Source organism: Rhizobium sp. SVR5-2C (assembly GCF_056755115.1).
This window is the reverse complement of sequence record NZ_JBNDHT010000047.1, coordinates 13,134-27,677: the sequence shown is the minus strand read 5'-3', so window position 1 is coordinate 27,677 and position 14,544 is coordinate 13,134. Positions and strand designations below refer to the sequence as shown.

The window sequence follows — 14,544 nt, the reverse complement described above, 5'->3', positions numbered from 1 at the left end:
GTAAATGACATGGCATTCACGACTGCACTGACCAAGCACGTTCCCTTTTCCTCACCATTCCTCCGCGACACCGGCTACATCAATGGCGAGTGGACGAAAGGCGGAGCCACGAAAACCTTCGATGTTCTGAACCCGGCGACCGGCGAAGTCCTCGCTTCGCTACCGGATATGGGCGCAGCCGAAACGCGCGTGGCGATCGACGCCGCTTACGCCGCCCAGCCCGCCTGGGCAGCACGTCCTGCAAAGGAACGCAGCGCAATCCTGCGGAAGTGGTTCGATCTGATGGTTGCCAATGCCGACGAGCTGGCCGCGATCCTGACGGCCGAGATGGGCAAGCCATTTCCGGAAGCCCGCGGCGAAATCCTCTACGCCGCTGCCTACATCGAATGGTATGCCGAGGAAGCCAAGCGCATCTACGGCGAAACGATTCCTGCGCCGTCGAACGACAAGCGCATGATTGTCATCAAGCAGCCCGTCGGCGTCGTCGGCACGATCACGCCCTGGAACTTCCCGGCCGCGATGATCACCCGCAAGATCGCTCCTGCACTTGCCGTCGGCTGCACCGTCGTTTCCAAGCCCGCCGAGCAGACGCCGCTTTCGGCGATTGCGCTCGCGGTTCTTGCCGAGCAGGCCGGCGTTCCGGCCGGCGTCTTCAATGTCATCGTAGGCGAAGACGGCCCGGCGATCGGCAAGGAGCTCTGCGGCAACGATAAGGTCCGCAAGATCAGCTTCACCGGTTCGACGGAAGTCGGCCGCATCCTGATGCGCCAGTGCGCTGACCAGATCAAGAAGGTGAGCCTCGAGCTTGGCGGCAACGCGCCGTTCATCGTCTTCGACGATGCCGATCTCGATGCCGCCGTCGAAGGTGCGATCGCCTCGAAATACCGCAATGCGGGTCAGACCTGCGTCTGCGCCAACCGGCTCTACGTGCAGTCCGGCATCTACGACGCATTCGCGGCCAAGCTGGCCGCGAAGGTGGACGCGATGTCGGTCGGCGACGGTTTCACGGCCGGCGTCGCGATCGGCCCGTTGATTGACGAGCAGGGCCTTGCCAAGGTCGAGGATCACGTCAGCGACGCGCTTTCCAAGGGCGCCAAGGTGCTGACCGGCGGCAAGCGCATCGAAGGTGCGGGCACCTTCTTCACGCCGACCGTTCTGACCGGCGTCGCCAAGGGCATGAAGGTCGCCAGGGAGGAAACCTTCGGTCCCGTTGCGCCGCTCTTCCGCTTCGATACTGTCGAGGAAGTCATCGCCCAGGCGAACGACACGGAATTCGGCCTTGCTGCCTATTTCTTCGCGGGCGATCTGAAGAAGGTCTGGAAGGTTGCCGAGGCGCTGGAATACGGCATGGTCGGCATCAATACCGGGCTGATGTCCACCGAGACGGCACCGTTCGGCGGCATCAAGCAATCCGGCCTTGGCCGTGAGGGCTCGCGCCATGGCGCAGACGACTACCTCGAAATGAAGTATCTCTGCATCGGCAATCTCTGAACCAAACAAAGGGCGCCCCGGGCGCCCTTTTTATTTCCGCCTCAATAATGCGGCGGCTTTGTTATCGTCGGCGCTTCCAGCGATTGCTCCTCCAGCGACAGAAAACGCTCCGTCAGGCGGTCGAGTTTCGCGCGCATCTGCTCGACAACCTTCCATTGTTCCGCAAGTTGATCGGAAAGCTCGTCGATCGTCTTTGCCTGATGCGCAACCGTCTCCTCGAGCTTGGTGATGCGGCTTGTCTCTTCGGCCATCGATTTCTCTCCCGGCAATAAGTGGCCTTTCAAAGCCGAAACAGGCCTTCAGGTCAATTCTTTCGAGGCTCGCGAAAAACGATTCCGAAAGTGAACCGTTTAGTTACTAATAGGGCTTGTCGTCCCCTCGTTGGTGAGGTAGGCCCTACGCTATCAGGGAGGATATCTGATGGATGTAGGGAACGGCTTTCTTCATCCGGACCGGCTCTTTCCGGCCGATCCGGCAACACGAACCATCGCGCGCGACCTCTACGAGACGGTCCGCAATCTTCCGATCGTCAGCCCGCATGGGCACACTGAACCGGCCTGGTTCGCCGACGATAAGCCGTTCGAGGACGCGGCTTCGCTGCTTGTCATTCCCGATCACTATCTCTTCCGCATGCTGCACAGCACAGGCTCCAAGCTCGACGAGCTCGGCGTGCCGCGCCTTGATGGCAAGCCGGTCGCTCAGGGTCGCACGATCTGGCGCGCTTTCGCTGCGCGGTATCACCTTTTCCGGGGTACGCCGTCGAGCCTGTGGGTCGATCATGCAATGTCCGCTGTGCTCGGCTGCACGGAACCGCTGACGCCAGATAATGCCGACAGGCGCTACGACCACATCAACGAGCAGCTGGCCAAACCCGAATTCCGCCCGCGTGCCCTGCACAGCCGTTTCGGTATCGAAACGATCGCGACCACGGAAGGTGCGCTCGACCCACTCGTTCATCACCAGAAGATGCAGAAGGACGGCTGGATCGGCAAGGTCCGCACGACCTACCGGCCTGATAGCGTCACCGATCCTGACGCCGCCGGCTTCCGCGACAACCTGATCAAGTTCGGCGAAATCACCGGCAGCGATGTTACACGCTGGGACGGCATGATCGACGCACACCGCAAGCGCCGCGCCTTCTTCCGCCAGTTCGGCGCAACGGCGACGGACCACGGCGTGCCGACGGCGTTTACAGCCGATCTTCCGCTTGCCGACAAGCAGGCGCTGCTCGACAAGGCTCTGAAGGGACCGCTTACAGCAGCCGAGGCCGAACTCTTCCGTGGCCTGATGATGACGGAAATGGCCGGGCTTTCGGCCGAAGACGGCATGGTGATGCAGATCCATGCCGGTTCGCGCCGCAACACCGACAGCACCCTTTTCCAGACGCGCGGACCGAACATGGGCGCGGATATTCCCACCCGCACGGATTGGGTCGGCGGGCTGAACGCGCTGCTTTCGAAATATGGCCACGCGCCCGGTCTAAAGGTCCTGCTCTTCACCCTCGACGAGACGACCTATGCCCGCGAACTGGCGCCGATGGCTGGGCACTGGGAATGCCTGATGATCGGGCCGCCCTGGTGGTTCCACGACAGCCCGAACGGCATCCGTCGCTATCTCGACCAGGTGGTCGAGACCGCGGGCTTCGTCAATCTCGCAGGCTTCAACGACGATACGCGCGCGCTGCTCTCGATCCCCGCCCGCCACGATGTCTGGCGCCGTGAGGTCTGCCGCTTCCTGGCGCAGCTTGCAGCCGAGCACCGGATTTCAAAGGCGGATGCCGAAATCGTCGCCCGGGACCTTTCCTATGACAATGCGAAGAAGGCGTACAAGCTGTGACGGAGCGACTGCAAAACCTGACCGGTCTCGCGCCGGCGGCCAGGCTTCCGGCCTATGATCGAAGCCAGCTGAAGGCCGGCATTCTGCATCTCGGACCCGGCGCTTTCTTTCGTGCGCATTTCGCACCCTTCACCGATGCGGCGCTCGCGGCGGGCGGTGGCGATTGGGGTATCGAGGTTGCAAGCCTTCGCACCGCCGATGTTGCGGATCACCTGAACGAGCAGAACGGCCTCTATACGATGCTGATCCGCGATACGTCGGGAACGACGGCCCAGGTCGTGGGTCCGATTCTCAAGGCGCATGTTGCGACGCGTGATCCCGCAGGGCTGCTGCAACGCCTCGAAGACCCTGCGATCCGCATTGTCAGTCTGACGGTGACGGAAAAGGCCTATGGTTTTGATCCGCACAGCGGCGGCCTCGATCTCAACCATGCCGACATCGCTGCCGATCTTGCAAACCGGCATGCGCCGCGCGGCGTTGTTGGCTACCTTGTCGAGGGGCTGGCCCGGCGGCGGGAAAAAGGCATTGCGCCCTTTACGCCGCTCAGCTGCGACAATCTGCCAAGCAACGGTGCGGTCCTGAAGCGCCTCGTCCTCGAATTCGCGAGCCGCATCGATCCCGATTTGCACGACTGGATAGAGGAGAACGTGCCTTTTCCGTCGACCATGGTCGATCGCATCACGCCGGCGAGTACCGACGCCACCTATGCCGATGCCGAACGCCTGACCGGGCGGGTGGATCTGGCAGCGATCGAGACCGAGCCCTTCACCCAATGGGTGATCGAGGACCATTTCGCGAATGGCCGTCCTGCGTGGGAGAAGGCCGGTGCGCTGATGGTCGAGGAGGTTTCAGCCTATGAAAAGATGAAGCTCCGAATGCTGAACGGGGCGCATTCTCTGCTCGCCTACCTCGGATACATAGGTGGCTATGAATACGTTCGTGACGTCATGGACGACGCCGGTCTGGCCGCGCTTGCACGGCGGCAGATGAACTCGGCGGCGGCAACGCTCGATCCTGTTCCCGGCATTGATCTGGACCATTACGCAGACGAGCTAATAGCACGCTTTGCAAACAAGGCGATCGCCCACCGCACCTATCAGATCGCCATGGACGGCACGCAGAAGCTGCCGCAGCGGCTGCTGGAGCCGGCAACGGAAGCGCTTGCTCATGGCAGCAAGGCGGAGACCTACGCAATCGCAGTTGCCGCGTGGATGCGCTACGCACTGGGTGTCGATCGGAACGGCCAACGCTATGAGCTGCGCGATCCGCGATCGGCCGAGATTGCAGCTATCCTTGCCGACGTGCCGCGGAATGGCCCGGCTGTTTCGGCGGCGCTTTTCGGCTTGCCCGGACTTTTCCCTGCGGCACTCACGAAGAATGTGGCCTGGACGGAAGACGTCGCCAACAAGCTGGAAATCCTGATCCAGGACAACAAGCTGCCGCTGATTTGAAGCCTGGGCTTTCAGTGGCAGCATGCGGCGACAGCCGCCTTCCCTCATTCCTGTGCTTGTCACAGGAATGAGGGAAGGCGGGGTTGCCTGTCCCCCAAATAGCGAGGGCTGCACTACGCCTTCACCCTCTTCATCTCCGGGTCATAAAGCGGTTTCAACGACACCGTGCACGGCACCCGCTCCCTGGCGACGTCCAGCTCGTAGCTTCCTGCCAGCACGAAATCCGCCGTCACGCCATCGGGATTGCGGATATAGCCGTAGCCGATCGGCTTGCCGACGGTATAGCCGAAGCCGCCGCTGGAGAGCCAGCCGACACGTTTGCCATTGCGATAGGTAGTTTCGCGCCCGAGAAGGACGATCTCGGGATCGTCCGGCACGAGACAGGCGAGCATCTTCTTCACGCCGCCCGTAAGCTGGCGCTCGATCGCCTCGCGGCCACGAAAGGCAACGTTCTTCTTCGTCTTGACGGCCCAGGTAAGTCCCGCTTCGACCGGCGTATGGTCAGGGCCGATATCCGAACCCCAGGCACGATAGCCCTTCTCCAGCCGGCAGCTTTCGATGGCACGATACCCGGCATTGACGAGGCCAAGCCCGCCACCCGCCGCCATCAGCGCATCGTAGACTGTCGTCGCATATTCGACCGGAACATGCAGCTCATAACCGAGTTCGCCGACATAGGTGATGCGCAGTGCCCGTACCGGGCAGCCGGCAATGCCGATCGTTCGGACGCGACCGAAGGGGAAGGCTGCATTCGACACATCGGCCGAGGTCACCTTTTCCAGAACGGCGCGGGCATTCGGCCCCATCAGCGAAAGTACGGAATAGGCCGATGTGACATCGACCAGTTCGGCGTGCATTCCCTCGGGAATATTGCGGGCAATCCAATCGAAGTCGTGGGTCGCAAAGCCCGTACCTGTGACGATGTAATATTCGTTCTCGGCGATACGGGCGACCGTCAGGTCGCATTCGATGCCGCCTTTGTCGTTCAGCATCTGCGTGTAGGTGAGAGTTCCCGCCGGCCTTGCCACGTCGTTGGAGGCGATCCAGGACAGAGCGGCCTCCGCATCCCTGCCCTTCAGCACGAACTTCGCAAATGAAGTTTGGTCAAAAATCACAGCCGCCTCGCGCACCGCCTTGTGCTCGCGGCCGACGGCATCGAACCAGTTCTGACGGCCGTAGGTATAGATATCCTTCGGCTCTTCATTGGCGAAGAGGTCGGCGAACCAGTTCGGCCGCTCCCAGCCGAGCTTCTCGCCGAAGCAGGCGCCCTGCGCCTTCAGCCGATCGTAAAGTGGCGACTTGCGGCTGGGGCGGCCGCTCGAATGCTCCTCGAAGGGCCACGCCATCGTGTAATGCTTGCCATAGGCTTCGAGCGTGCGGGTGCGGACCCAGTCGGTGTCGAAGTGCGGGCGGCCGAAGCGGCGAATATCGACCGGCCAGAGATCGTAGGGAGGCTCGCCCTTTGCCACCCATTCGGCAAGCGCCATCCCGGCGCCCCCGGCCGAGGCTATGCCGAACGCGTTGAACCCGGCGCCGACGAAGAAGTTCTTCAACTCCGGCGCTTCCCCGAGGATGAAATTGCCGTCCGGCGTGAAGCTCTCAGGGCCGTTCAGCAATTGCTTGACGCCGGCGTTCTGCAGACCCGGAACGCGTTCTAGCGCCTGCTCCATGATCTGCTCGAAATGATCGAAATTGCTGTCGAGCAGCGTGTAGTGGAACCCATCAGGAATGCCGTTCACCGCCCACGGGATCGGGTTCGGCTCGTAACCGCCCATGACCAGGCCGCCGACTTCTTCCTTGTAGTAGGTCAGGCGGTCGGGGTCGCGTAGCGTCGGCAGGTTTGAGGGGACGCCGAAGGATTCGGTGATGATGTACTGATGCTCGACGGAAACGAGCGGTACGTTGACGCCGAACCGGGCAGCAAACGCCCGTGTCCACTGCCCGGCACAGACGACGACGCGCTCGCATTCGATGCGGCCGTGCTCGGTGATGACTGCGCGTATCCTGCCTTTGTCGATTTCGAGATCGAGGACTTCGGTATCCTCGAAGATCGATACACCGGACATGCGTGCCCCCTTGGCGAGCGCCTGCGTGATGTCGGAAGGATTGGCCTGGCCGTCGGTCGGCAGATAGGCGGCGCCGATGAGATCATCGATCGTCATCAGCGGCCAGAGCTCGAAGGCTTCCTGCGGGGTGAGCAGCCGCATGTCGAGACCGAAGGATTGGGCGGTCGTCGCCTGCCGTTTCACCTCCGTCCAGCGCTCTGCGTTGCAGGCAAGACGCAGGCCGCCGTTCATCTTCCAGCCGGTGCCGAGGCCGGTCTCATCTTCCAGCTTCTTGTAGAGATCGACAGAGTAGCCGAGCAGCTGGGTTATGTTGGCGCTCGAGCGCAGCTGACCGACGAGGCCCGCGGCATGGAATGTCGTGCCGGAGGTGAGCTTCTTGCGCTCAAGCAGCACCGTGTCCGTCCAGCCGAGCTTGCCAAGGTGATAGGCCGTGGAGCAGCCAATGATGCCGCCGCCGATCACCACGGCTTTCGCCGTCTTGGGTAGTTCCTTCGTCATTCTATCGATCCTGTTCAAATGCCTTGAAAGCGCGCTCGAAGCGGGCGAGGTTTTCGGCGGTATAGGCGGCGTAATCGAAATCGATGGTGGAGTGGATTTCCGAAACCATGCTCCATAGTGTCTCGCGGAGCAGCGATGCGCATTTCATGGCGCTGTAGCGGCGCTCAAGGTCCGGCGTCAGCGGCCGATCGAAATAGGCCTCCAGCATGTCCCGCTCCGCGTCTTCCGAAAGCTCGTTGTTCGACGCCAGGCCACCAAGGTCGAAAAGCGGGGTGTTGAAGCCTGCGTAATCCCAATCGATCAGCCAGAGACGCTTGCCGTCGTCGAGGAAGTTCGCGGCGAGAAGGTCGTTGTGACCGAAGGCGATGTCGAACGGGCCGGCGGCGTGTTCCAGTACCTCTGCCTTTTCTGCGCAACGCCGCAGCATCGGCGCATGGATGCTTCCGGCGGCTTTCAGGTTGGCAACGTAATCGCGAATGACATGGAAGACCCAGAAGATCGTCGCCGGCCCGCGGAAATGACGCGCAACGTCATGATGGCAGGCACGAACCAGCGGCACGACACGCGCGAGCATTCGCGCATCCTGGATATCTTCCGCAGTCAGCGCTCGCGCCTCGATGAAATCGAGAACGAGCACGCCAGGCGCATGATGGATGACTGCAGGCGAAAGGCCGGCCGCATGCGCAGCTTGGCTGGCGGCGAGTTCGTTCTGCCGGCTGATATGATGGATCGGAATGTCGGCGCCAAGCCGCACGACGCGGCGCACCGCCCGATCGGTTACCAGGTAGTTCCGGTTGGTTATGCCGCCGGCAATCGGCGTGATTTCAATCGGCCCTTGCCATATGCCGAGTGCACGAATCCTATCCTCAGGCGTCACGCTTTCCCCCTCGCGGCCGCACCCTCAAAATGATGGGCCAGAGCGGGATCGCCTGTCAAGAAGGCCTCATATCGTGGCGCCGGAGCCGTCGAAGACATGGCAACGGGCGGGGTCGAATGATGCCTTCACGTTGGCGCCGCGTTCGACCTTCTGCTGGCCATCCAGAGCCACCGTCAATTGCTGGTGATCGGGTGTCGTCGTATAGAGCATCGTCGCGCCGCCGAGGTTTTCGACCAGATCGACATTGACGGTCGCCAGCGCAATGCCGCCATCGGTGACGGATAGATGTTCCGGCCGGATGCCGAAGGTAACCTCCTGACCGGCCGACCCCTTCAAGCGGCGCGGCAGGCGGATGGAGCTGCCGCAGACGTTGACCGTCGTGCCGCCATCGCTCACCTGCTCGATCTTCGCCTTCAGGAAGTTCATCTTCGGGCTGCCGATGAAGCCTGCGACGAAGCGATTTGCCGGATTGTTGTAAAGATCAAGCGGCGCCCCGACTTGTTCGATCCGTCCCGAGTTCAGAACCACGATCTTGTCCGCCATGGTCATGGCTTCGACCTGGTCGTGGGTTACGTAGATCATGGTGTTGCCGAGATTGCGATGGAGCCGCGAGATCTCGACGCGCATCTGGACGCGCAGTTCCGCGTCGAGGTTCGACAAGGGTTCGTCGAACAGGAAGATGCGCGGCTCACGTACAATGGCGCGACCGATCGCAACGCGCTGGCGCTGGCCGCCGGACAGTGCCTTCGGTTTCCGTTCGAGAAGCTTCTGGATCTGCAGAATTTCGGCAGCCCGGCGAACTTTCGGCTCTATTTCGGCCTTCTTGTAGCCGGCGGTCTCCAGACCGAAGGCGAGGTTCTTGTAGACCGACATATGCGGATAAAGCGCATAGGACTGGAAGACCATGGCGATGCCACGCTTGGCCGGCGCCACTTCATTCATACGCTCGTTGTCGAGCAGCAGCGCACCGCCGGAGATCTCCTCGAGACCAGCGATCATGCGCAGCAGCGTGGACTTGCCGCAGCCGGAGGGGCCGACGAAAACCGCGAACTCGCCGGGGTCAATTGCAAGATCGATGCCGTGGATGACGTCCACAGCTCCATAGCGCTTCTCGACCTTCTGAAGAACGACACTTGTAGCCATCGTCTAAAAACCCTCCCCTGTTCCTTATCGCGTTCTCGCGCGCCAATCGGCGTATTTCGGGCTTTCAGGACCAATCGGCAGAGCGACATCGGCCCCGCTATCGGACGATTGATAGATCGCAGTGACCAACTCCAGCGCACGGCGCGCATCGCCGCTCGTGACCGGCAGCAGGCCCCTGCCGCTCAGATAATCATGAAACCGCGCCATCTGGGTGTTGAAGCGGGGGGCGACGGAGCGCCAGTCGCCAAGCGCCGCATCGATCCTTGCTTGCACTTCGTCATTGGCGGCAATGATCTGCCAAGGGTCCTTGCCGGGCGAATAGGGCTCGTGGTTGCTCTCGAACGTGACGTTCTCGAAATGCAGCCTCAGCCGGCTGATCTCCTGCTGCGAGCCCAGCGTGCACGAGAGCGAGACGAAGGCGCCGTTCTGCATCAGAAGGCTGACGGAAGCGCAATCCTCCACCTCGATATCATTGACGCGGGTCGCGACGCGACCGAACACCCGGGCGGCGGGACCGGCGAGATGGAAGAGCATGTCGTGCAGGTGGAGCGCATGCGTGACGAGCACGCCGCCGAGCTCCGTCGCCCATTTGCCGCGCCATGGAACGGCATAATACTCCGGCTTGCGCAGCCAGAAGGTCTCGACCGAACCCATATAGAACTTGCCGGCGATTCCTGCGTCGATGATGCGCTTCGCCTTCTCTACGCCGTCGCCGTAACGATACTGGAAGATCGGCATAAGGGTGCCCTTGGCAGCCTTTTCCGCCTTCATGATTTCGTCGACACCGGCAAGCGATCCGGTCAGCGGCTTTTCGCAGACGACGTGCTTGCCGGCACCAAGGGCTGCGACCACCTGTTCAAGATGGATGCCGGGCGGCGTACAGATATCGATGATGTCGATGCTGTCGTCGCTGAGAAGCTCGGCGAAGGAGGTCGTGCGGCGGTCGATGCCGAACTCATCGCCGACGGCCTTCAGGCGCTCTTCGTTCAGGTCACAGATCGCCGCGACCTTGAACTTGTCCGGGTGCGGCAGGTAGCCCTCGACGATGTGAGAGCGCCCGATACCGCAGCCGACGATGGCGACAGTCTTGATACTCATGCAACTTTCCTTATCAGCATCAGCGCTTCATGCCGGTCGTGGCGATACCTTCGATCAGCATGCGCTGGAAGAAGAGGAAGAAGAAGAACACGGGCACGAGCGAAAGCGTCGACATGGCGAACAACCCGCCCCAATCCGATGCACTCGTCGAATCGACGAAGGTTCGAAGGCCCAGCTGGATGGTGTAGGTGTTCATGTCGTTCAGGTAGATCAGCGGGCCGAAGAAGTCGTCCCAGGTCCAGATGAAAGAGAAGATTGCGGCCGTCGCCAGAACCGGCAGCGAAAGCGGCAGCATGATCTTCCAATAGATACGCCAGGCACTGCAGCCGTCCATCATCGCGGCCTCATCGAGTTCGCGCGGGATGCCGCGGAAGAACTGCACCATGAGGAAGATGAAGAAGGCATCGCTCGCCAGAAACTTCGGCACGACCAGCGGCAGGATCGTGTTGACCCAGCCGAGGTTGAGGAAGAGCACGTATTGCGGGATCAGCGTCACGTGATACGGGATCATCAACGTACCGAGCATGATCGCGAACCAGAAATTCCGGCCGGCAAAGCGCAGACGCGCGAAAGCATAAGCCGCCAGCGAGCAGGCAACGACATTGCCGATGACCGTCAGGACCGAAATCACCAGCGAGTTCCAGAAGAACCTGCCGAAGCTGATATCGAGGCCGACCCAGCCGCGAACATAGGACGCGAAATCGATGGACGAGGGGATGATCGACGTCGACGAAAAGATTTCGTTCTCCGGTCGCACCGAAGCGGACACCATCCACAGCAACGGATAGAGCATGAGGAGCGAGGCGGCGATCAGCAATGCATGAACGACGATCGATCCCTGCAGACTACGCTTGTTGACGTCGGATGGCGGCTTGGCCGCGGTTATCGTAGCGGTCATCTCAGTCATCGTAGTGCACCCAGTAACGCGAGGTCAGGAACGAGAAGGCGGTGAAGATCGCTATGATGATCACCAGGATCCACGCAAGTGCCGAGGCATAGCCCATGCGGAAGTTTCCGAAGGCTTCCTGATAGAGGTAGAGCGTGTAGAACAGCGTCGAATTGATCGGGCCGCCGGTGCCGCCGGAGATGATGAAAGCAGGCGTGAAAGCCTTGAAGGCATCGATCGTCTGGACGACTGCGTTGAAGAAAATGACGGGCGTCAGAAGCGGCAGTGTAATCTTGTAGAATTGCCGGAACTTCGAGGCGCCATCGAGGCTCGCAGCCTCATACATATCCTGCGGGATCTGCCGCAGGCCGGCGAGGAAGATGATCATCGGCGAACCGAACTGCCAGACGCTGAGCGCCACCAGCGTATAGATCGAATAGCTCGGGTGCGAAATCCAGCTCGGCCCCTGAATGCCGAATTGCGCGAGGGCCGCGTTGACGAGCCCGTCGCCTGCGAAAAGCTGACGCCAAAGGACGGCAATCGCGACGCTGCCGCCAAGCAGTGACGGGAGATAGAAAATGGCGCGGTAGATCGGCAAACCGCGCACACCGCGGTTCAGCGCCAGCGCGACCATGAGCGCGAAAGTCAGCTTGAAGGGGACGGAAAGCACGACATAAGTCAGCGTAACCGTCATCGCGGCAGCGAATTTCGGATCAGCGGTGGCGATGCGCACGTAGTTCGCAGTGCCCACCCAGCCTGGCGACCTCAACATGTCGAAGTCGGTGAAGGACAGGTAGAGCGAAATCAGGGCAGGTCCGAGCGTCAGCCCGAAGAAGCCGAGAAGCCAAGGCAGCAGGAAGAGATATCCCGGAGCGTTTGCGTTCCACAGCCGCTTGAAGCGACTGTCGGCAACCGCGCCTGAATACCGTTCAACCGTGACTGCCCCTGCGGGCGTCGTGCGCATCGCGTTGCTCATATGGATCAGCCCCGTGCGAGAAGGCGCGTGATTTCGTCCACAAGCTGCTTACCGGCGTCGGCTGGTGTCAGCTGACCAAAGGCCACCTGCTCAGAGATCGTCCGCAGCACGACCTGCCCCTCGCCGGCACCCGAGGGCGGCGGCGGCGGCAGCGGGCCGGCCAGATCGCCAAGACCACCAACATATTCGAGCGGGATTTTACCGCTCGCATCAAGCTTCGTGGCGACGATGTCACGCATCGCCTTGGATTCAGGAATGCCGCGCTCGACGTCGAGCACCAATGCTGCATCCGGGTCCTTCACGAAGAAGTTGACGTAGTCGACGGCCTGATCGATCACCTTCGATTGTGCCGAGACCGAGAAGAACATCGACGGCTTGCGGTAATGCCCGCCCTTCGATTCCTTCGTAATGAGCATGTAGTTGCTCAGCGTCAGCTTGTCCTTGTTCGTTGCCTGATAGCCGACAAACTGGTTGCTATGCGCGTAGTCTGCGGCAGCCTTTCCGATCGTGACCGGGCTGGTATCGATGGTGTCCTTGTAGAGCGCCTGGATATCCGGCGTGACGCAGGCGCCGGCTTCGCGGAACTTGGACCACATATCGAACCATTCGCTCACTTCCTCCGGGCCGAAGGCGATCTTCGAATCCGCCGTATAGAGAGCTTTTCCGCGCTGGCGCAGATAGTTTTCGAGGAGCGGCTCGTTGCCGCTGCCATCGGCGAAGCCGAAGAAACCTTTGCGCTTTCCGGCCTTGGTAATTTCCGCACCGATCTTGCCGAACTCTTCCCACGTCGTCGATTTCGTCGGCAAATCGACGCCGGCCTCCTCAAAAGCCGTCGTGTTCAATACCGTGGCCGCGGAGTTGGCGCCAAGGCTCACGCCATAGAACTTGCCATCGACCTTGCCGCCCTCGATCTGGGCCGGATCGAAATCGTCCAGATTGAGTTTCGAGGGCATATAGGAATCGAGCGGTGCCAGCGCGCCGCGGCGGGCGTATTCAACGATATAACGGTAATCCATCTGGATCACGTCGGGAGCGTTACGGCCAGCGACCTGCGTCGCCAGACGTGGCCAGTAGTCGCTCCAGCCGAGGAACTCGCCGGTGATCGATGTGCCGGCATGCTTTGCTTTATAGAGATCGGACACCTTGTTGGTGCGGTCAGCGCGCGGCTGGGATCCCCACCAGATCAAACGCAGGCGAGCATCCTGCGCAAAGGCACTGGGTCCCAGTGCCGCAAGCGAGAGAAGCGTCGCTCCGCCCGCCATGAAGTTACGTCTACTTACGCTTAAGGTCATCTGTTCCTCCTCCCGAGGGGAGCGCCTCCACACGCTCCTTGCTGGTTTCACTTGCAACAAATAACTAACTGGTTACAAGCTATGGACAAGCATCGGGCCTGTCAAGCGATGATAATTTGGTGAGGTTCTCCTCCCAGGTTTCCGCTTTTACAATCTTGCACCGAAGCTTTATGAGCACAACAGAATGTCTGGGGAGATAAGCCGATGGACAGTACCGGCGAGAGTGGAGGAAAGAAAAAAGTCAAGCGCGCTCCCAGCGAGCGTGTGCTGCAGCGCGACCCCGAGCGGACCCGCAGTGCAATCCTGGAAGCGGCCACGCGCGAATTTGCCGAAAACGGCATGGGCGGGGCGCGCGTCGATGCCATTGCTGAACGAGCCGGGACCAACAAGCGCATGCTCTATCACTATTTCGGCGACAAGGAGCAGCTTTATCTGCACGTGCTGGAGGAGGCCTATGTCAATATCCGCACGGCAGAGCGCGCGCTGCATATCGGTGACCGCAGCCCAGAAGAGGGGATTGGCGAACTCGCCCTCTTCACTTGGCGCTACTTTCTCGAGCATCCGGAATTCCTCAGCCTGCTCGGCACCGAAAACCTGCATCGTGCTCGCTGGCTTCGCCAGTCCGTTCGTCTCAAGGAATTACATTCGCATCTGATCGGTGAACTTTCTGACGTTCTCGACCGCGGCAAGAAGGAAGGCGTCTTCGCCGAGAATGCCGACCCCCTTCACGTCTACCTGACCATTGCCTCGCTTGGCTATTTCTACCTTTCGAACCAATACACGCTTTCGACGATCTTTGGCCGCGACCTGATCGATCCTGCCCAGCTCGACAGCTGGGAAAAGCATATCGTCCACGTGACGCTCGCCTCCATCAAGCGCTGAAAAGCCAAAAAGAGATTTGGCTATTGACAGCCCCGCTCTCGATCTGTC

The 14,544-nt window shown here is 61.0% G+C and carries 12 protein-coding genes; 4 read left to right on the top strand and 8 right to left on the bottom strand.

Features of this window, described 5'->3' with window-relative positions:
• Window positions 1-9: 9 nt before the first annotated feature.
• Window positions 10-1,491, top strand: coding sequence for an NAD-dependent succinate-semialdehyde dehydrogenase (locus tag ACPYOI_RS15590; RefSeq protein WP_481415630.1), 1,482 nt, complete (start codon window positions 10-12; stop codon window positions 1,489-1,491).
• A gap of 41 nt (window positions 1,492-1,532) precedes the next feature.
• On the opposite strand, the gene ACPYOI_RS15585 is transcribed toward ACPYOI_RS15590, so the two are convergent.
• Window positions 1,533-1,742, bottom strand: a complete 210-nt coding sequence (locus ACPYOI_RS15585) for a SlyX family protein (protein WP_481415629.1) — start codon at window positions 1,740-1,742, stop codon at window positions 1,533-1,535.
• Between the two features lie 169 nt (window positions 1,743-1,911).
• On the opposite strand from ACPYOI_RS15585, the gene uxaC reads away from it, so the two are divergent.
• Together uxaC and ACPYOI_RS15575 are read left to right on the top strand one after the other, a co-directional pair.
• Window positions 1,912-3,327 (top strand): glucuronate isomerase, encoded by a 1,416-nt coding sequence (gene uxaC, locus ACPYOI_RS15580; protein WP_481415628.1) that lies wholly within the window; start codon window positions 1,912-1,914, stop codon window positions 3,325-3,327.
• On the top strand, window positions 3,324-4,778 hold the full coding sequence (locus ACPYOI_RS15575) for a mannitol dehydrogenase family protein (RefSeq protein ID WP_481415627.1): 1,455 nt from the start codon (window positions 3,324-3,326) through the stop codon (window positions 4,776-4,778). Before uxaC ends, ACPYOI_RS15575 begins: the two co-directional genes overlap by 4 nt.
• A gap of 113 nt (window positions 4,779-4,891) precedes the next feature.
• Here the strand turns inward: ACPYOI_RS15575 and ACPYOI_RS15570 are convergent, their stop codons facing one another.
• The 7 genes from ACPYOI_RS15570 to ACPYOI_RS15540 form a co-directional block, all read right to left on the bottom strand.
• Complete coding sequence (locus ACPYOI_RS15570; protein WP_481415626.1) at window positions 4,892-7,342, bottom strand: GcvT family protein; 2,451 nt, start codon at window positions 7,340-7,342, stop codon at window positions 4,892-4,894.
• Window position 7,343: 1 nt separating this feature from the next.
• Window positions 7,344-8,219 carry a phosphotransferase gene (locus tag ACPYOI_RS15565; protein ID WP_481415625.1) on the bottom strand — a complete coding sequence of 292 codons (876 nt, stop codon included), beginning with the start codon at window positions 8,217-8,219 and terminating at the stop codon, window positions 7,344-7,346.
• Between the two features lie 66 nt (window positions 8,220-8,285).
• Window positions 8,286-9,362 carry an ABC transporter ATP-binding protein gene (locus ACPYOI_RS15560; protein WP_481415624.1) on the bottom strand — a complete coding sequence of 359 codons (1,077 nt, stop codon included), beginning with the start codon at window positions 9,360-9,362 and terminating at the stop codon, window positions 8,286-8,288.
• Between the two features lie 24 nt (window positions 9,363-9,386).
• Window positions 9,387-10,460: a Gfo/Idh/MocA family protein gene (locus tag ACPYOI_RS15555; protein WP_481415623.1), complete on the bottom strand. Its 1,074-nt coding sequence runs from the start codon at window positions 10,458-10,460 to the stop codon at window positions 9,387-9,389.
• 19 nt (window positions 10,461-10,479) lie between these two features.
• Window positions 10,480-11,367, bottom strand: a complete 888-nt coding sequence (locus tag ACPYOI_RS15550; protein WP_168827818.1) for a carbohydrate ABC transporter permease — start codon at window positions 11,365-11,367, stop codon at window positions 10,480-10,482.
• Entirely contained in the window at window positions 11,360-12,322 is a 963-nt protein-coding gene (locus ACPYOI_RS15545) for a carbohydrate ABC transporter permease (RefSeq protein ID WP_168827817.1), read from the bottom strand. The genes ACPYOI_RS15550 and ACPYOI_RS15545 overlap by 8 nt, the downstream gene beginning before the upstream one ends.
• A gap of 5 nt (window positions 12,323-12,327) precedes the next feature.
• Window positions 12,328-13,614, bottom strand: a complete 1,287-nt coding sequence (locus tag ACPYOI_RS15540; protein ID WP_481415622.1) for an ABC transporter substrate-binding protein — start codon at window positions 13,612-13,614, stop codon at window positions 12,328-12,330.
• Window positions 13,615-13,818: 204 nt separating this feature from the next.
• Here ACPYOI_RS15540 and ACPYOI_RS15535 point away from each other — a divergent pair, with 204 nt between their 5' ends.
• Window positions 13,819-14,496, top strand: a complete 678-nt coding sequence (locus tag ACPYOI_RS15535; RefSeq protein WP_481415621.1) for a TetR/AcrR family transcriptional regulator — start codon at window positions 13,819-13,821, stop codon at window positions 14,494-14,496.
• Window positions 14,497-14,544: the final 48 nt, after the last annotated feature.